This window comes from Pedobacter jaeyakensis, from assembly GCF_054461315.1.
In genome coordinates, this window is record NZ_CM136921.1 from 139,093 (window position 1) to 158,046 (window position 18,954).

Sequence of the window (18,954 nt, forward strand, 5' to 3'; positions counted from 1 at the left end):
GCATCAAATATATAAAATGTTCGTGTACTAAGGACTGGTTAAATCCGTTATCATTGCTAACTTTGTACTGTGCAGAGAATCTTCCTTTACATACTTTTTCTTATACTTCCTTTATCTGTAATTGCCCAGCAAAAAACTAAAATCATATTGCAGGATAACAGGAGTGGCATTATGCAGGGTGGGGTTTCTTACCTGAAGTATCCTGTGTTTAGGCATTTGAATGCTACATTATCTTGTGATAGTGCTGTATTTTACGAAAGCAGAAATGTTTTTGAAGCTTTCAAAAATGTACACATCAATCAGGGTGATACAATTAATATATATTCAGATTTTTTAACATACGACGGGAATACAAAAATTGCACATCTAACCAGTAATGTAAGGATGGTAGACAAGGATAATGTTCTAACTACCAATACACTGGATTATAACATGGCCACGAAGGTGGGTACTTATATCGAAGGAGGGAAAATTGTAAACAAGGACGTTACCTTAACCAGTACCAACGGTTATTATTTTTCAAACAGCCGTGATGCCTATTTTAGGTACAACGTTGTGGTAGTAAGTCCTTCAAGCACCATCAAATCTGATACTTTAAGGTATAACACCCTAACCAATTGGGCATACTTTTATGGTCCAACCAACATCAAAGGGAAGGACGACAATCTGTATACAGAAAATGGCGCATACAATACAAAGACAGAATATGCCTATTTTGGAAAGAAGAACTTATATACCAATGCCAGCAAGTCCCTTAAAGGAGATAGTCTTTATTATGACGGTAAAGCTGGTTATGGAAAGGCCGTAAGAAATATCATTTTCAGGGACACATCTGACAAGACCGTGATGTATGGACAACTCGGTTACTACTATAAAAAAACTGAGCGGGCGGTAGTGACAAAGAATGCATATGTAGGAATGGGTACCAAAGACTCTATCATGGTAAAGGAAAAGCTGCAGCCGGACAGCCTCTGGTTGGGAGCAGACACTCTTGAAACCCAAATGACTTTAAAGAAATCATTAAAGCTAATTTCTTCGCCAACGCTGCAAAAGGACAATGAACTGGGAGAGCCAGAGTCGGAATCCAGTAGTAAATCTGCTGCCCGGACTAAAGTCGCCTCCCCGAAAGCTACTTCTGTTGCTAATAACAAAAAGCCTCAGAAGCTGGATAAAAAAGCAATAAAAGCCGGAACCACAGATACTTCAAAGATTGCCCTTGTTAAAGATAGCTTACTCAAGAGGGTGGATAGTACCGCTTTAAAGAAGCTTAATGTTAAAAGAGACAGCCTCACAAAAGCCGTTATGCCGCCCAAGGTAGCCGATAGTTTGGCTAAATTATTAGTAATGAAAAAGCCAGATAGTCTGGCTAAGAATTCGGTAAAGGATATTAAAGCAGTTACTGGAACAAAACCCATTACAGGGGCTAAGGCTGTTGCAGAAGCTGGGAAGACCGGAGCCAAGCAAATTAGTGGAAAGACTGTAGCGGCTGTTAAAGATTCCTTGCCAATTAATCCTGCAGATACCGTTAAAGCCCGGATAATTAAGGCCTATCATAATGTAAGGGTATACAAATCGAACATGCAGGCAGTAGCTGATTCCCTTTTCTACACAGCGGCAGATTCAACCCTACGCTGGTATGGAAAACCTATTTTATGGTCGCAAGGTTCTCAGCAAACAGGCGACACCATCTATTTACGTTTGAAGAACAACAAGTTAAATACACTTCAGATTATAAAAAACGGATTTATAGTAAATGTGAATTCGGATTCTGCCAAATACAATCAGGTGAAGGGAAAGCTGATCACCGCATTTTTCAATAATGGCGAGATCAGCAATGCGTTTGTAGATGGTAACGCGGAAAGTGTTTACTACAACCGGGGCAAGGACAGCGTTTATACAGAAATGAACCAGACGGTGAGTAGCAGAATTAAGATCTTATTTAAGAATAAACAAATCAGCAACATACTGGCCATTCGAGATCCTGAAGGGGTTAGAATCCCAATTGCAGAACTAAAGGATGATGTAAAACTAACGGGCTTTAGCTGGGTACCGGAGCTGCGGCCACTCTCTAAAAAAGAAGTGATTACTGGAAAGCCAAAGTCGAAAACAACAATAAAACCCAAAACACCAGTTGCGGCTAAAGTGCCTGCTAAAACTTCAAAAACAGCACTTCCGGCTTTCTTAAAAAACCCGACTGCCAAGGATATAGTTAAAGCAGACAGTTTGATCAATAAAGCAGACAGCTTGATTAAGAAACAGCCTGGTCTTTTAAAAAAGCAATAAGCTTGTTCATCGCGATTGCACGGTGACTAATCTCATTCTTTTCGACTGTACTCATTTGTGCAAAAGTGCGATTGTAGCCCAATGGCACAAAAACTGGATCGTAACCAAAACCATGATTACCTAAAGGTTCTTTTTTGATAGTACCCTCAATTAATCCTTCAAAAAAGAAATTTCTTCTGTTTAGATTCAATGAAATTACAGTTCTAAAATGCGCTTTGCGATTTTCGACTCCTTCCATGTTCTTTAAAAGCAAGTTCATATTTTCCAAATCTCCACGATTTCCAGAATACCTCGCGGAAAATATACCAGGCTCGTTGTTCAACGCCTCTACCTCCAATCCGCTGTCGTCTCCAAAACAATCTATGTGATAATGAGCCACAACATATGCAGTTTTTAATGCGGCATTTTCTTCAAATGAATTACCAGTTTCGGGAATATCTACAAGACATCCAATATCCTTTAGACTGAGTATTTTATATTGCCCAGCGAGTAATTTTGAAACCTCTGCTGCTTTGTAATCATTATTTGTTGCGAATACAAGTTCCTTTAACATGATATTTCCAGTTTTTGAAGAACAGTCCACAATGCCTTTTTTGTACTCAAATCCTGATCAAGTTTTTGAAGTTCGTCAGAAAATATCACCCTTACGTTTCCCTCAGTTACTACCACATTTGATGGATGCTGCGCTAGTCCAAGTTGTGTCGGACTAACACCAAACACAAATGCCAACTTACTTGAAAAAAACGAAGTCATATCCTCAAATGTGGCACTCTGATGCCTTGCATAATTGACAAGTGCAAAATCAGCAGCTGTAAGGTTAATGGACTTAACAATTTTACGAAGTAATTCTCTCCCGTTTTCATTGCTAACGTCATTTTCTGCATCATTTACCACTAATAAAATATTACGACCGTTTTTACCGAGAAACTTAAAATCTATAGATTTTTTTAATGCCTGAGGGATTGGTATTTGTTCATTTTGCAATGGGGTTTCTGTTACTTCGTTAGGTACGAGGTACAGATCATCTGTAAAAAACAGGCGTAAGGCTTCTGCATTTGTAGTAAGTTGACCAGGCATTAGAGCTAATATCGGTTAAATATTTTTTCTGTTAAAATTAGTTAAATATCTCATTATAGTGCCTTTATTTATTACTTTTATGCCTTAAAATTTATACCATAGCGCTTTTGTGAGAAAAGTTTATTGCATCCTGATTCTTAGTCTGTATGGTACATTTTGCGTTGCTCAGCATGTGGCGATTGTAAACGGAAAAGCTATTGATAATAAGGAATTTATGTGGTTTTATAAAAAAAATCATGCTGGAAATGCTAATGTGTCTTATCAGGACCTTTTGGGATATCTTAATCTCTATATAGATTTTAAATTAAAGGTATTGGATGCAGAAGCATTAAAAATGGACAAGGATACTGCATACATTACGGAAATAAAGAACTACGAGAACACGCTTAATGAACAAAGAAGAGTATCAAAGAGGAGTCCGGAGTTTGCTTTTTTAATGAATGAGTACAAAGAAGCAGTTTTGATGTTTAATGTTTCAGAACAGAAAATCTGGAACATTGCGCAGGATGAGCTGACACAAAAGACGCTGGAACTAGATTGGATATCTGAACTGAGAAAAAAATATCCGGTAAAGATATTCCAGGAACAAATAAGGAAAATGGCGAGGCCATAAACAATTTTACATAAGTTTGCAAAATAGAATACAATTGAATAACTATACAATGAGGAAATTTTTAATAATAACGAGCGGAGTTATCTGCTTGTTTTTTAATGCGAATGCCCAGCAATCAGAAAAAAAGAATATAGATAAAGTAGTTGCTATCCTTGGGGGAAATATCGTACTCTTATCGGAGTTAAACCAGCAATATGCACAGTATTTAAACTCCGGAAACCCTGCGAATGAAAAGTTTAAATGTATTCTTTTACAACAGATGCTTGGCGCAAAATTACTTAAACAACAAGCGGAGATAGATTCTGTTTATGTGGAAGAGAATCAGGTTGATGAAGAGGTGAACAAGCGTATGCGTTACCAGATCCAAAGAGCAGGAGGAGAAGAACGTTTGGAGCAATTCTTAAACCGTTCCATACTTCAATATAAAGACGAAATCAGGCCTGATATCAAGGAGCAACTCATCTCTCAAAAAATGCAGGCTAAGATTACGCAGGATGTTAGTGTTACGCCTTTAGAAGTAAAAAAATATTTTGAATCTTATAAGAAAGACAGTTTGCCAGATATCGCTACCGAATTTGAAATAGGCGAGATCGTTTTGCATCCTAAACTTACAAAAGCTGAGAAACAAAAATTCTATGATAAGATTGATGCATTCAGGCTGAGGATTAAAAGTGGTGAAGACTTTGGTTTCTTAGCTAAGTCTTATTCTGAAGATCCGGGATCAGCAGCAGAAGGTGGAGACCTTGGGTTCTTCGATCGTACGCGTATGTTTAAAGAGTTTACTGCCTGGGCTTTCAAATTAAAGGCTGGTGAGATCTCTCCTGTGTTTGAAACCGAAGCTGGCTACCATATCCTTCAGGTTATTGAAAGAAGAGGTGAGCAAGTGCAGGCCCGCCATATTCTTGTTCGTCCTAAGAACACTCCAGAAAGTATGGCCAGGATTAAACTACAAGCTGACACTATTTACAGGAATCTAATTGAGAAAAAAATTCCTTTCGCTTATGCTGCATCACTTTATTCAGACAATAAAGATTCTCAGTATAATGGTGGTATGCTTTTGTACGCTGATGCGGTTACTGCAAGAACTACTTTTATTCCGGCTGATAAGCTGGATCCGGCAGTTTTCCTGGTTGTTGACACCATGAAGGTTGGAGAGATTTCTCAACCGGTTCCTTTTGTTAATCCTGAAGATGGTAAAGAAGGCTATAAAATTCTTTATTTGAAATCAAAAGTACCTCCTCATAAGGGCAGTCTGGAACAAGATTACGCTAAATTCAAAGAAAAAGCACAAGAAGACAAAGTTAACAGGATGATGAGTGAGTGGTTTGAGAAAAAAAGACAAAACACTTATGTTAGAATTGACAGCGACTTTGCAGATTGCGATGAATTAAAATTGTGGACTAAAGATGTAACTGCCAAAAATTAGCCGTATGCAGTTTGAAAATGAGATAAAGGCGGTAGACGCGTTACATAAAGCATTTAATGACATTAGCTCTGAGATAGGTAAAATTGTTATCGGTCAGGATGAGGTGATTAAATCAGTTTTAATATCCATTTTCAGCAACGGTCATTGCTTATTAGTTGGCGTGCCTGGCCTTGCAAAGACCTTACTTGTGCAAACCGTTGCCAATGTAATGGATCTGGACTTTAACAGGATCCAGTTTACACCAGATTTAATGCCTAGCGATATTATTGGCGCGGAGATCCTTGGTGAAGACAGGAGTTTCAAGTTTGTAAAAGGTCCAATCTTTTCAAATATCATTTTAGCGGATGAAATCAATAGGACTCCACCAAAAACACAGGCTGCACTTTTAGAGGCTATGCAGGAAAAAGCGGTTACCGCTGCCGGTATAAGGCACGTATTGCCTAATCCATTCTTTGTATTGGCCACACAGAACCCAATAGAGCAGGAAGGCACCTACCCACTCCCAGAAGCACAACTGGATAGGTTTATGTTTAACATCCATTTGGGATATCCTTCTTTCGAGGATGAATTGACCATCGTAAAAAATACAACAAGCAACAGGGATGTTGAACTGAGGAAGATTATCACCGCTGAGCAAATTCAATATTTCCAAAAACTTGTAAGGAATATTCCGATCACGGACAATGTGGTTGAATACGCTGTAAAATTGGTTGGCAAGACAAGACCAAATTCTCCTCTTGCTACTGAAGATGTTAATAAATACATCAGCTGGGGTGCTGGGCCGAGGGCTTCACAGTTCCTGGTTATCGGCGCCAAATGCCATGCTGCCATTAGCGGCAAATATTCTCCAGATATAGAAGATGTACAAGCAGTAGCAGAGCCTATATTACGCCACCGTATCGTACGAAACTACCGGGCAGAAGCGGAAGGCTTATCAATAGAAAAAATAATCAGTCAACTTTTCTAAGCTATTGCTCTATTGCCTTTTTGTAGAGGTTCGGATAATCGGTAACAACCCCATCCACACCTAAAGCAATAAGGTATTTCATGTCTTTAATAGTATTAACCGTCCAAGGTATGATCTTGATTCCTTCTGTATGACACCTATCGATTAAACCTTTACCCACCAGTATTGAATAAGGACTGTAAACTGTAGGCTTGAAACCAAGATCAGCAATGTTCACTTCAAAATCGACTTTCTCATCGATCAATAAAGAAGTTTTTACCTTCGGGTAATGTTCATGCAGGTACTGCAAGGTTCTGATATCAAATGACTGTATCGTTACTCTCTTTCCCAGCTTTTTACGGTTAACCACTTCCATCACCAGTTCTATAAACTCTGCAGGCTCGGGTTGGAACTCATTATCTCCTTTGGGAATGGTTTTGGTTTCAATGCTGTATTCAGGTTTAGCAAGCTTATTTGTTTTGACATAGGCTTCTACAGCATCAATTGTCTCTTCAAGCAAAGGCTTATATGCTGGAAATTTTTCCTGGAATGGGAAACGGTTATGGATTTTTTTGCCTACATCGAACTTTTTGACTTCCTCATAGTCCATCTTATAAATGTTGAAGGACTTTTGGTCTTTCAGTGTTATAGGCTTTCCGTCCGGGCGAAGGCTGAATTCATGATTAAAATAAGGCTCCTGTGAAAGGACTACTTTCTTATCCTTGGATATTACTGCATTCATGGTTAAAGTCCGTACACCCAGATCTAACGCCCTCAACATCCCTGGAATTGTATTTTCGGGCATTATCCCCCTCGCCCCACGGTTGCCCTGAAGATCGAAGGGCTGCGCGACAACTTGCATTCCTGCCAGCAAAAGGAATATTAGAACGGATCTTCTCATGTATAGTAATTACCGTTCAGCTGGTGCGAATACCATTGCAATTAAATTCCACATCGCATCTGGCTGACGCTCATAAACAAAAACGTAATTGAAGCTCTCTCTAAGATCAGCTTTATAATCAATTGCAGCGACACCGTATGTATAAGCCAAATCACCACCATCTGCTTTTACCACTTTCGTTCTTTTTAAGGAAACCTTTGCGAACATGCTGTTGACGAAGGAAACCGCCTTATCTTTTCCAAGAATTGGCTCATATCCAGGAAACAATATTCTTACATCCGGATTCACAAAACCGGCAAATGCAGCAACTCCGTGTGTTTTTAACAAAGTATTTAGCGTCTCTTCAGTCGTACCGATAATTTCCGCACCAGTAGCGCGTTGTTTATCAGTCATGAACTTAGGCATGAAATGGTCCTTTGGTTCAACAAAGGTAGTTGTAGTTGGCTTTAACGGTTTATTGTGAGAAACTCCAAGGTCCATCGCCAGTTCCCACTTATCATTCACTGTTTTCCATATTGAGAAATACTGGCCATAGTTGCTCCCGCCTACTACAAATGGGCCAGTTGTAAAACCAATATCGCCACTCCTGGAAACCTTGCCATATACAGGAGTCCAGCTAACATCCTTCGACTCAGGTTGAGATCCGTAATAATTTTTAGCATTAACAGGATTTGGTCTGAATACCAAACCATCTGCCGCAGAAAAACTGGTATAAGCAGCTTTAGATCCATCTTTAGCAAAACGTTCTGCAAAGGCTTCTTCCGCTTTCACTAATGATTTTGTGGTTCCATCAGATTTTTGAGCATAAGCACCAAGTGTTAGGGATCCCGCAATAATGGTATAAAGGAATTTTTTAATCATGATTTTTGTTATGTTAAGGGAACTAATATAAGGTTTAGATTTTATTCCAGGTGGTGCCTTCTTTACTGTCTTTTAATTGTATACCCATGGATTGCAGACCAACCCTGATTTTATCAGACGTTGCATAGTCTTTATTCTCTTTGGCAGATTTTCGAATGTCTATAACTAAATCGAGTACCGAGTTAAGTTCAGTATTGGATGCGTCTTCATCTTTTAAACCGAAAATATCAAATACAAAATCCTGCATCAAGACTTTTAGCTTTTCTAATTCAGCTTTAGAAATGACCCCTTTGCCATCGTGTACTACGTTAATGATGCGTACCGCTTCAAACAACTCTGCGATCACAACCGGACTATTGAAATCATCGTTCATTGCCTTTACACAGTTTTCATTTATAGGAGCTATGTTGAAATCGCTCTGATCTGATACATGCAACTTATCCAGTAAGCTAACTGCATTCATCAATCTTCTAAACCCTTTTTCTGAAGCATCCAAAGCCTCATTAGAAAAATCAAGTGTACTACGGTAATGTGCCTGCAGCATAAAAAATTTAACGGTCATTGGGCTGTATCCCTTTTTCAATAAAGGATGGCTGCCTGTAAAAAGCTCACCAGGGAGAAAACCGTTGCCCAATGTTTTTGACATGCGGGAACCATTTACTGTAAGCATGTTGGTATGCATCCAGTATTTTGCAGGCTGTTTATGGCTGCAGGCCTCAGACTGGGCAATCTCATTGGTATGGTGAGTGGCTGCAAGGTCCATACCACCGCCATGGATATCAAATTCATCTCCCAGGTATTTTGCGCTCATTGCAGAGCATTCTATATGCCAGCCGGGAAAACCTATACTCCAGGGAGATGGCCAACGCATGATGGTTTCGGGTTTGGCCTTGATCCAGAGTGCAAAATCCAAGCGACCACGCTTATCATCCTGGCCCCCAAGCTCACGCGTGTTGGCCAGCATATCTTCCAAATTACGGTTGGTTAATATGGTATAATTGTATTCCTTACTGTATTTTTCAACGTCAAAATAAATAGTGCCATCAACCTCATAAGCATAGCCATTGTGGATGATTTCTTTGATCATCTCAATTTGCTCCATAATGTGACCAGTAGCGGTTGGTTCAATACTAGGTGGCAGCGTATTAAAAACCCGCAAAACTTCATGAAAACCCAAAGTATATTTTTGTACAATCTCCATTGGCTCCAGCTGTTCCAGCTTGGCACGTTTTGCAAACTTATCGTCTCCCTCATCACGGTCTCCTTCTAAGTGTCCCGCATCCGTTATATTCCTGACATACCGAACCTTAAATCCACTGTATTTAAGGTATCTGAATATCAAATCAAATGAAATGAACGTGCGACAATTACCCAGGTGGACATCACTGTAAACGGTAGGCCCGCAAACATACATTCCCACATTGGGGGCATGAATGGGTTCAAAAGGTTCTTTTTTACGTGTTAGGGTATTGTACAGCTGTAAGCTCGTGTTCATGTTGCAAATGTAAAAATTTTAAGGCTTTAATATCAGGTCACTGCGAACAGGAAAATGATCTGACAATTTTGCCTCTATAATGCGGTAATTAAGTACGTCAAAATCTTTTGTGGTGGAGATGTAATCAATCTGGAAGTTTGGAAACTTACCATTGTAAGTTCGTCCGAAACCCGAACCCTGTTTAATAAAAGTATTATTTAATGAAGAGGTAAGTTGCGTAACCGCATAAGAGGCGGGAGTATCATTGAAATCGCCAGCGATGATAAACGGCAATTTGCACGCTTGCATATGATCTTTCATAATGTCAACCTGGTCACTTCTCTTTCTAAAGGCAGTTTTTAGCATACCAAGTATACGGCGGGAAGGCGTAATGTCAGCCTCCATCTTTTTAGTAATTTTATCAAGATAATTATAATCCTGCTTATCAAAAGCGATGGACTGTAGATGAACATTGTAAATCCGAATGAGCTTATTGTCTAACTTAACATCAGCAAAAATACTTGAATTACCATTGTAATTGTCTTTAAAAGTAATCTTGCCTTTATTTACAATTGGATAACGTGAAAAAATTGCCAGGCCATTGGCTTCGTAATCATTTTCAGATACCGGGACGAAGTAGTAATAGGGCTTCCTCAATATCCTTTTCAGACTATCAGTAATATCGTAGGGTCCTTTAAAGCGAGTGAAGTATTCCTGAAAGCAAATAATATCGGGATCCTCAGTTTTGATCAAGCTGAGCATTTGCTCCTTTACTGTTTCTATAATTTCCTCCCCATATGGTTTGAAGCTGTGAACATTATAGGTCATCATCCTAATCGCATTTTTATTATTCTTTGGTCCATCACCTTCATTACCACCGAAACCAAACGAGGCATGTAAAGTTTGCCAACCAACAAGAATCAGTACGATGGTACCGATTGCAAAATTCCAGCGCTTTCTAAATAACCACCAAATGACCATAAAAATATTAAGACACAACACATATGGATAAGCTAGTCCGAAGAAGGGAATGTATTTGTGCTCACGCGGGTCAAATTTACCTGCAAAGCAACCCAGCAAAAGTGCAATAGCAAGAATGATGGCAATTACGCGCACCAGCTGATCGGCAAATGTTGGGCTTGTCTTTTTCTTCATTAATGTTTGCTGGCCTTAAATAAAGTCTCTTTTTCTAATTTGCTCAATTTATCATATCCAGTTTTGGAAATCTTATCCAAAATTGCATCAATTTCACGTTGATCAACATATCCATCACTTTTTCGTTCCGCTGTCTTTACGGACGAGTAAGGGTTGGGTCTGTGTGTTTCATTCTTGACTACCCTTAGCTTAGGCTTTTTCTTGAATATAGCACTCCAATCTGTGCCATTCTGCAGGAATTTTATATAAACAAATCCAAATATGGCTCCTCCAATATGAGAAAAGCTGCCACCAGCGTTTCCTGAAGTTGTTCCAATTAGGTCAAGCAATACATATGCTATGGCCAGGTATTTAAGTTTTAACTCAATAACAAGAAAAAGCCTGATGCTATAGTTAGGAACTAGGGTAGCGGCAGCAACAATGATTGACATTACTGCTGCAGATGATCCAATTATGCTGGCATTGGAAATATTCCTAAACACCGGGAAAACGTTAAAGGCCAATGCAAATAGAATGGCACCCAATATCCCTCCTCCAAGATACACGAAATGGAATTGCCTCGGCTTTAAAAAATCCAGGAAAATCCTACCCATCCAATACAACCACAACATATTGAAAAGCAGATGCAGAAAGCCTTCATGGAAGAATTGGTAGGTAATGATGGTGTAAACATGCAATGGTGTATTGACAATGGCGGCGGGAAACGCAAAGTACTCCCTTATCATATCATCATAAACCAACCCACCATTTCCAGAAAGGAAAAAAGGAATATTGACGATAGCGATAACCAGAAAAACGAGCGTGTTGATCCCCATGTACAGAAAGGAAGGATCTCCGGATTGGTATACCTTTATTTTTAGGTCCTTAAGGATTTGATTATTCATAATATTGGTAGAATCTGTTGTTGTCTTTATCTTTCCAGAGCTTCACGAGTATTAAACCCAACAACGCTCCTCCAAGATGTGCGTAATGGGCAACAGAATCACCAGGTACTTTAGCAACCCCTGAAAAAAGCTCCAACACAATATAGCCTGTTACAAAATATTTTGCTTTAATGGGAATTGGAAAAAAAATCATCATTAGTTCCACATTTGGGTAAAGCATCCCAAAAGCTACCAAAACTCCAAATACGGCACCGGAAGCGCCCATCATTGGCGATCCATATATTCCAAGCAAAGTATTGAATTGTTCTTGAGTAAGATGTGGCACTTTTATATCAGCTTGAATAAACCCACCACGATAGGCGAGGTCATAAATCGGATTGTTGATAGCACTTCCGGTAATGCGGTATACCTCATAAGCCTGAACACCCATTTGTAAAGCAACTGCACCTAGTGCGGTAATTAAATAAAAATTAATGAACCGCTTTGCCCCCCATCTGTTTTCAAGCATGCCACCAAACATGAATAACGCAAACATGTTAGAAAGCAAATGCATAAAGTTTACATGCATAAACATATAGGTAAGGAGTTGCCAAACCCTGAAAAACGAAGAGTCGAAATAAAAAGCACCGAACAACAGGTCTAAATTCAATGTGCCTGCATTTTCAAAAAAGAGTTTTGCAAGGAAGAAAAGCACATTGATTATCAAAAGATTTTTGACTACAGGCGGTATATTTATATTATTGATCATCTTATTTATCAAATTTTTTATCCAGTTCAGCCAGACCAATTGTTTGAATTACAGGCCGTCCAGCAATGCTAAAGTTAGGTGTTTTACAGGCAAAAAGCTGCTCAATCAAAGTATTCATTTCTGTTTGTCCAAGCACCGTGCCGCCTTTAATCGCGCTGTTTCTAGCCATACTTCTGGCAAGCGCATCCCTTTTATCTAGTTTGAGATCTTGCTGTGAATTTTTAAACCCTTCAATGAGGTGCTCAAAAAGTTGAGTTTCATTAATGTTCGTACTTCCAAGATCAACTGGTATCCCCTCTATTACTAACGTATTTTTACCAAACTCTCTTACTTCAAAGCCTAAACTTTTTATATCATCCAGCAAGCTTTTTGCCAGTTCATAGTCATTAGGACTAAGTGTTACTGTTTGCGGAAACAAACTTTGCTGTGAGGCACCTTTCCTATCTTCCAAATGCAGAATAAATCGCTCGTATAAAATACGCTCATGAGCAGCCTGTTGATCAATCAGCATCAATCCAGATTTTATCTGTGAGATGATGTACCGGTTGTGCAACTGCATCAACTGTTTAGGCGCGCTAACCGGAATACTGGTGTTTTCTTCGTCATCAAAGCCCAATCGATGCTGCTCAGCCGACTCCTCCTTCGCGATTTCATACAAAGAGCCCCAGTTTTTAGCGCTTGGAGACAAACTCCCACCCCCACTATAGCTTTTAGTAAAGCTTGCGTAAGCGTTATTTTGAGTTCCGCCAGATTCAACCGAAAAAGGATTAAAATCCGGATTGAAATTAATTGCTGGCGGCACTATTTCTTCAGGTGCTTTATGGGTAATCATTGCACTAAAGCCGGTCTCCTGATCGAAATCTATTGTCGGACTGATATTAAACCTCCCCAACGACCTTTTTACTGCCGCATGTAGAATAGCATAGATGGATTTTTCGTCCAGATATTTAATCTCTGTTTTTGTTGGATGTACGTTGACATCTATTTTTGCAGGATCAATATCAATAAATAGTACATAGAGCGGAAAATTATCATCAGATAATAGCTCTTCGTAAGCACGATTTACAGCGTGGTTTAAGTAGGGATCTTTTATGAAACGATTATTAACAAAAAAAAATTGCTCGCCACGAGTCCGCTTTGCAAACTCAGGCTTACCAATAAACCCCTTAAGGTTAATGATAGAGGTTTCCTCCTCCACAGGGATTAATCGCTCATTATAATTGTTACCAAAGAGATGTACAATCCTTTGCTTCAATGCAGAAGAGGGAAGCCGATAGATTTCCGCCCCATCGTGATGAAGGCTAAATGCTACTGCCGGGTGGGCCATTGCCACTCTTTGAAACTCATCTATAATATGACGCATTTCGGCAGGATTGCTCTTCAAAAAATTACGGCGTGCCGGCGTGTTGTAAAACAAGTTTTTAATGCAAATACTGGTACCTTGTGGCGTGGCAACAGGTTCCTGTTTGATATATACAGATCCTTCTATCTCGACTAAAGTACCAAGCTCATCTTCATGTCGGCGGGTTTTCATTTCCACCTGGGCTATCGCAGCAATTGAGGCCATAGCCTCCCCCCGGAAGCCCATTGTTCTAATCGCGAATAGATCCTCTGCCTGGCGAACTTTAGATGTGGCATGCCGTTCAAAACACATTCGCGCATCCGTTACACTCATTCCACACCCATTATCGATCACTTGGATCAAGGCTTTACCAGCGTCCTTTATAATCAATTGTATCTTATTTGCGCCCGCATCAATTGCATTTTCCAGGAGCTCTTTAACGGCAGATGCCGGACGCTGCACCACCTCTCCTGCTGCTATTTGATTGGCAACACTATCTGGCAAAAGACGTATGATATCTGACATGTATTATTCTTGATAAAAGCTGCTAATTTAGGTAAAATAAGGTGCATAGCAAGCCATCTTTTTGCCATAATTAAGTATTAATTGGCACGCTTTTTATACCTTTAGGGCATGAACAAAATCGTTGTTTTTTTACTTGTAATATGCTCTCTTAGTGCCTGTGCACAACATCATAAGCAAAATACAGAAACATTATCTGCGCTCAATACCATTACTGAAAACACCGTACTATTAAATAATCATAAAGCAATAGTCCCACTGCTAAATCTGGAAAAACTGAACATTGCTTCGGTAAATTTAGGTTTCCCATTTCAATCTAATTTCGATAGCTTGTTGAACAAATACGCTAAAATCACTGCTTTTAGCTCAATAAATTATCAGAATTCAACCACATTGAATGATTTAGAGGATGATCTTAAGTACTACAATACCGTCATTATTTCTTTACCTACCAGCGCAAGCAATGACGCTAGGAATATGAATTTTATTGTGAGCCTGTCAAAAAGTAAACAAGTTATCATTGCTTTGTTTGGCAACGGTAGGGGTCTTGGTGCTTTTGATGCAGTTCAGGCCCCTCTTATTTGGACCGACCAGAACAACACCTTAGCTGCAGAAATTCTTCCTCAGGTTATATTCGGAGGTGTGGGCACTGAGAAAAAATTAGCCTCCAGCTTTTCACCAAAATATATTGCAGGCTCAGGCTTTAGTACAACCCCAATAAGGCTAAAATATACTCTTCCAGAAGATGCCGGCGTTAATGAAGATGACCTCTCCGGAATCGACGCTATTGCTATAGAAGCCATTAAAGCGCAAGCTACCCCAGGCGCTGTAGTACTCGTGGCTAAGGATGGGAAAGTCATCTTCAATAGAGCTTACGGAAATCATACCTATGTAAATGGATTAAATGAAAAAGTAACTGACATTTTTGACCTTGCTTCGCTAACAAAAACAACCGCAACTACACCAACTGTAATGCGCCTTTTTGAAGAAGGCAAACTCAATCTGGATACCAATATCGGCGCCTATATCCCTAAAGCCAGAACGCTGCCTATGAACCCTATCAAAGTTCGGGAAGTCATGTTGCATCAGGCGGGGTTCATCCCATACATCCCCTTCCAGGATTACGTTACTACAGCAGATTATAGTCGGGATTCCAGTGCCGCATTCCCTACCAAGGTGGCCGACAACTATTTTATAAGAAAAAATTACTTTAAGGACGTGATGTGGCCAAAGATGTTGAGCGCACCAATCAGAACCCGTGGAACATATGTCTACAGCGATATTAGCATGTATGTGATGAAAGACATTGTTGAGCGCATTAGTGGACTTCCATTGAATCAATATGTAGCAGAAAACTTCTATCTCCCGCTGGGCATGCAGACCGCTGGATATTTGCCTAGAAATAGATTCACTAAGGATCAGATCGTACCCACAGAACAAGATACCTACTTTAGGAAAACACTTTTGGAAGGATATGTACATGATCAGGGCGCTGCACTTGTCGGCGGTGTTTCAGGTCACGCCGGTTTATTTGCGAGTGCGAACGATCTGGCCATTATTTACCAAATGCTCTTAAACAAGGGCACCTATGGAGGAACTGAATACTTTAAATCGCAAACGGTAGATATGTTTACGCGAAGGCAATCCACGGTAAGCAGACGAGGATTGGGTTTCGACAGATGGGATCCTGATCTTAGCAAACATTATCCGTCAGACCTAGCTTCCAATCAAACATACGGACACACCGGCTACACCGGAACTTGTGTTTGGGTAGATCCGTCAAGGGGATTGGTTTATGTATTTTTATCTAACCGAGTAAATCCCAGAGTGACAGATAAACTTAGCACAATGAAAATTCGAGGCCGGATTCAGGATGTGATCAACAAAGCCATTGATCAGTCTACTAAATAATTACATTTTCTTAAGACCTATTTCTCTCAACCGCTCGTCAAGATATTCACCTGCGGTCATATCACTATAAAGCTTAGGATGCTCGTCATCTATACAAGAAGTTAAACTTGTTAAGTCCATATCTGAGCGGGGATGCAAAAAGAATGGGACCGAAAAACGTGAAGTCTTCATCAACTCGCGTGGCGGATTGACTACCCTATGCGTTGTAGAGCGTAATTTGTTGTTGGTTAACCTTTGTAACATATCGCCAACGTTTACAACTATATCCGTGTGCCCGGCTTTAATCGGTAGCCACTCATTGCCACGGGTCAGTACTTCAAGTCCATCAGCACTGGCGCCTATGAGTAGTGTAATTAGATTAATATCTTCATGAGCACCGGCGCGAACTGCGTCATCGGGTAAAGAATCAGGATCTGAAATAGGAAAATAATGTATGCCTCTTAAAATAGAATTACCATTATGAACATGCTTGTCAAAATAATCTACAGGTAGTTCAAGATAAGTTGCAATTGCACGTAGAAGGTGCTTACCATTACTTTCTAACCGTTGATAGATTTCCCTCGTCACTTCGTTGAATTCAGGAATTTCGGCAAGAAACTCATTGTCTGGATACTGCTGTTTTATAGGGTCATTATCCATAACCTCCTGACCAATTTGCCAAAATTCCTTTAAGTCAGCCGTCTTTGCTCCTTTAGCCGTTTCTTTACCAGGACTGGTATAACCTCTCTGCCCAGCAAGTTCTGCCTTTTCATATTGCTGCTTTTGTTCAAGAGGCAAACTAAAAGCCGCTTGAATATTCTGGTAAAGCTTGTCGATTAATTCCTGACTAACGCCATGATTTGTAATGGTTACAAAGCCAGAATCATTAAATGCACGACCAAGTTCATCCGAGAACTTTTTACGTTGTGCATCATTTCCGTCAATATAAGAGCTCAAATCTAAACTTGGAATATAGGGTGCTGACATGCTGAATAGTTTTAATATGAACCACTAAATTAAGAAACTATTGTTAAATATGATCAACCAGCTCTACAAAAACCATTATCAGCAAAGTGTAAACTTAGCCGTGTAATAACGTTTGCCGAAACTATATCCCTGAGCCTTACGTAATTTTACTAAATAAGAGATACAACTATGAAAAATATATTAAGTGCCTTCCTGATATTCTTATCTTTCAGTTCGGCGAATGCTCAAACTCCCAAATTGCAAAAGGCCACTTTTGGCAATGGCTGTTTCTGGTGTTCAGAAGCAGTGTTTCAACGTTTAAAAGGAGTAGTAAGTGTGCGGTCTGGCTATGAAGGGGGTGATGTAGTTAATCCATCTTATGAAGATGTTTGCACAGGTACTACCGGACATGCAGAGGTGATTGAGTTGACATACGATCCAGCTAAAATAAAATATGATGAATTATTAGAAGTCTTTTGGAAGACCCATGATCCTACCACTTTAAATCGCCAGGGTGCAGATGTTGGTACGCAGTACCGTTCTGTGATTTTCTACCATAATGATGAACAAAAGGCAATAGCAGAAAAATACAAAAAAGAATTAAATGCATCTAATGCGTTCGGCAAACCGATTGTTACAGCGATAGAAAAGGCAGTTCCGTTTTATGTAGCAGAAAACTATCATCAGGATTACTTTAACAGAAATGGAAGCCAGCCATACTGTCGGGCAGTAATTCTTCCAAAAATGGAAAAGCTGGAAAAGATTTTTAAAGATAAATTGAAAAACTAAGCATATTGATAAATAAGGGTTTTCAAATACATTAACTTTACGCTGATGAAAAATGAAAACCCTTATGTATTGTTTACTCCTAAAATCCTCAGCGACTGGAAGCTGAACGGCGTCAATTACATCAAGCTAACGGAGCTGGAGTCTAACCACTTGGTTAAATTCTTTGAACTGATCCCCAATTCAGAAATACCAGACTCGGGCGAGACTATATACCACATCGACTCCGAGGACATTGAAGAACTGCTGGAACCTTTAGAGAAAGTTAAGTTCCTTGTGCACGAGATCTATCTCGAAGAGGAGGAATAATTATTTCAGCATGGCCGCAAGTTCCTTAGCCAAGGCGTCATGTGTTTGTATCACCGGCAAATGATTTGCGGCATAGTCTTTAAGAACATCATCTCTCAGCATTGCGGCATTTTTAAAGAGTCTGATGGTTTTACCGTGATCTTGAACCATCATATCAATGTAGTGTTTATCAAAAGCAGCTCCTTTCAATTTGCTCATTTCATCCATATGCGATTTTACATCTGCAGGATATGCGGTTGGAAGAACTATTCCAGACTTTTGAGCAATCTTAATTAAATCACTTTTTGCCAACGTATGATCCGCCACCATCTTTGCCGCAAACTCTTTAACCTTTGCATTTTCTGAATTCATTAACGCTACCTTACCCAGATCGATCTCCATTGTAGAACCTAATGCTGCCGACTTCATAAATGCAGCTCCGTCTTCATCTACTTTACTTTGGTTTGTTTCGTCTTTGACAGATGGAAGTGAATCTGATTTTGCAGCAGAATCTGCACGCTTACCAAGACTTGAAGAATCTGCAAGATCGGCACCTGTTTTATCGGTATTTTGGCATGATGCCAAAACGCTAAGCAACATTGCAGAAAGATAGAATGATCTAATAGTTTTCATAATAGCTATGTTTAATCTTTAATACGATAACCAATAAATCGGCAATTAGTTTTGTGTATCAAACAAACCTTCCTCAATCCATAGAAACTTATCATTTTAAAGTCAAAAGCATTCACAGATGACATCACTCTCAGTTAAACGTGCCTACATTTGCTAACA

At 39.6% G+C, this 18,954-nt stretch carries 18 protein-coding genes; 7 read left to right on the forward strand and 11 right to left on the reverse strand.

The genetic code is table 11. The features are described from left to right. Positions 1-69: 69 nt before the first annotated feature. On the forward strand, positions 70-2,283 hold the full coding sequence (locus tag ACXZ1K_RS00720) for an OstA-like protein (protein WP_458971461.1): 2,214 nt from the start codon (positions 70-72) through the stop codon (positions 2,281-2,283). On the opposite strand, the gene rdgB is transcribed toward ACXZ1K_RS00720, so the two are convergent. Together rdgB and ACXZ1K_RS00730 are read right to left on the reverse strand one after the other, a co-directional pair. Beyond that, complete coding sequence (rdgB, locus tag ACXZ1K_RS00725) at positions 2,249-2,836, reverse strand: RdgB/HAM1 family non-canonical purine NTP pyrophosphatase (protein ID WP_458971462.1); 588 nt, start codon at positions 2,834-2,836, stop codon at positions 2,249-2,251. The genes ACXZ1K_RS00720 and rdgB overlap by 35 nt on opposite strands. After that, positions 2,830-3,360 (reverse strand): hypothetical protein, encoded by a 531-nt coding sequence (locus ACXZ1K_RS00730; protein WP_458971463.1) that lies wholly within the window; start codon positions 3,358-3,360, stop codon positions 2,830-2,832. The genes rdgB and ACXZ1K_RS00730 overlap by 7 nt, the downstream gene beginning before the upstream one ends. A 109-nt stretch (positions 3,361-3,469) precedes the next feature. On the opposite strand from ACXZ1K_RS00730, the gene ACXZ1K_RS00735 reads away from it, so the two are divergent. Genes ACXZ1K_RS00735 through ACXZ1K_RS00745 form a run of 3 tightly spaced genes read left to right on the forward strand, consistent with a single transcriptional unit; the run spans position 3,470 to position 6,366 of the window. Then, the gene (locus tag ACXZ1K_RS00735) at positions 3,470-3,973 is read left to right on the forward strand and encodes a hypothetical protein (RefSeq protein ID WP_458971464.1); all 504 of its coding nucleotides are present in this window, start codon (positions 3,470-3,472) and stop codon (positions 3,971-3,973) included. Positions 3,974-4,022: 49 nt separating this feature from the next. Then, entirely contained in the window at positions 4,023-5,399 is a 1,377-nt protein-coding gene (locus tag ACXZ1K_RS00740; RefSeq protein WP_458971465.1) for a peptidylprolyl isomerase, read from the forward strand. A gap of 4 nt (positions 5,400-5,403) precedes the next feature. Beyond that, entirely contained in the window at positions 5,404-6,366 is a 963-nt protein-coding gene (locus ACXZ1K_RS00745; RefSeq protein WP_458971466.1) for an AAA family ATPase, read from the forward strand. Position 6,367: 1 nt separating this feature from the next. Here ACXZ1K_RS00745 and ACXZ1K_RS00750 read toward each other — a convergent pair whose 3' ends face one another. From ACXZ1K_RS00750 to mutL, 7 genes are read right to left on the reverse strand one after another with little or no spacing between them, the layout of a single operon-like run. Then, positions 6,368-7,246 carry a glycerophosphodiester phosphodiesterase family protein gene (locus ACXZ1K_RS00750; RefSeq protein ID WP_458971467.1) on the reverse strand — a complete coding sequence of 293 codons (879 nt, stop codon included), beginning with the start codon at positions 7,244-7,246 and terminating at the stop codon, positions 6,368-6,370. Positions 7,247-7,255: 9 nt separating this feature from the next. After that, positions 7,256-8,107 carry a Cif family virulence factor gene (locus tag ACXZ1K_RS00755; protein WP_458971468.1) on the reverse strand — a complete coding sequence of 284 codons (852 nt, stop codon included), beginning with the start codon at positions 8,105-8,107 and terminating at the stop codon, positions 7,256-7,258. 34 nt (positions 8,108-8,141) lie between these two features. Continuing rightward, on the reverse strand, positions 8,142-9,602 hold the full coding sequence (cysS, locus tag ACXZ1K_RS00760; protein ID WP_458971469.1) for a cysteine--tRNA ligase: 1,461 nt from the start codon (positions 9,600-9,602) through the stop codon (positions 8,142-8,144). A gap of 18 nt (positions 9,603-9,620) precedes the next feature. Then, positions 9,621-10,736: an endonuclease/exonuclease/phosphatase family protein gene (locus ACXZ1K_RS00765; RefSeq protein WP_458971470.1), complete on the reverse strand. Its 1,116-nt coding sequence runs from the start codon at positions 10,734-10,736 to the stop codon at positions 9,621-9,623. Next, complete coding sequence (locus ACXZ1K_RS00770) at positions 10,736-11,620, reverse strand: rhomboid family intramembrane serine protease (RefSeq protein WP_458971471.1); 885 nt, start codon at positions 11,618-11,620, stop codon at positions 10,736-10,738. The genes ACXZ1K_RS00765 and ACXZ1K_RS00770 overlap by 1 nt, the downstream gene beginning before the upstream one ends. Then, positions 11,613-12,368: a rhomboid family intramembrane serine protease gene (locus ACXZ1K_RS00775; RefSeq protein ID WP_458971472.1), complete on the reverse strand. Its 756-nt coding sequence runs from the start codon at positions 12,366-12,368 to the stop codon at positions 11,613-11,615. Before ACXZ1K_RS00775 ends, ACXZ1K_RS00770 begins: the two co-directional genes overlap by 8 nt. Before the next feature lies 1 nt (position 12,369). Beyond that, on the reverse strand, positions 12,370-14,235 hold the full coding sequence (gene mutL, locus ACXZ1K_RS00780; RefSeq protein WP_458971473.1) for a DNA mismatch repair endonuclease MutL: 1,866 nt from the start codon (positions 14,233-14,235) through the stop codon (positions 12,370-12,372). Positions 14,236-14,343: 108 nt separating this feature from the next. Between mutL and ACXZ1K_RS00785 the strand changes: the two genes are divergently transcribed. Beyond that, on the forward strand, positions 14,344-16,143 hold the full coding sequence (locus tag ACXZ1K_RS00785) for a serine hydrolase domain-containing protein (RefSeq protein ID WP_458971474.1): 1,800 nt from the start codon (positions 14,344-14,346) through the stop codon (positions 16,141-16,143). Here the strand turns inward: ACXZ1K_RS00785 and ACXZ1K_RS00790 are convergent, their stop codons facing one another. Then, the gene (locus ACXZ1K_RS00790; protein WP_458971475.1) at positions 16,144-17,109 is read right to left on the reverse strand and encodes an isopenicillin N synthase family dioxygenase; all 966 of its coding nucleotides are present in this window, start codon (positions 17,107-17,109) and stop codon (positions 16,144-16,146) included. 168 nt (positions 17,110-17,277) lie between these two features. On the opposite strand from ACXZ1K_RS00790, the gene msrA reads away from it, so the two are divergent. Both msrA and ACXZ1K_RS00800 read left to right on the forward strand, forming a co-directional pair. Then, complete coding sequence (msrA, locus tag ACXZ1K_RS00795) at positions 17,278-17,877, forward strand: peptide-methionine (S)-S-oxide reductase MsrA (RefSeq protein WP_458971476.1); 600 nt, start codon at positions 17,278-17,280, stop codon at positions 17,875-17,877. Between the two features lie 45 nt (positions 17,878-17,922). Further along, a complete protein-coding gene (locus ACXZ1K_RS00800) occupies positions 17,923-18,183 on the forward strand; it encodes a hypothetical protein (RefSeq protein WP_458971477.1) in 261 nt (86 codons plus the stop codon). Here the strand turns inward: ACXZ1K_RS00800 and ACXZ1K_RS00805 are convergent, their stop codons facing one another. Further along, entirely contained in the window at positions 18,184-18,795 is a 612-nt protein-coding gene (locus ACXZ1K_RS00805; protein ID WP_458971478.1) for a DUF4142 domain-containing protein, read from the reverse strand. Positions 18,796-18,954 lie beyond the last annotated feature (159 nt).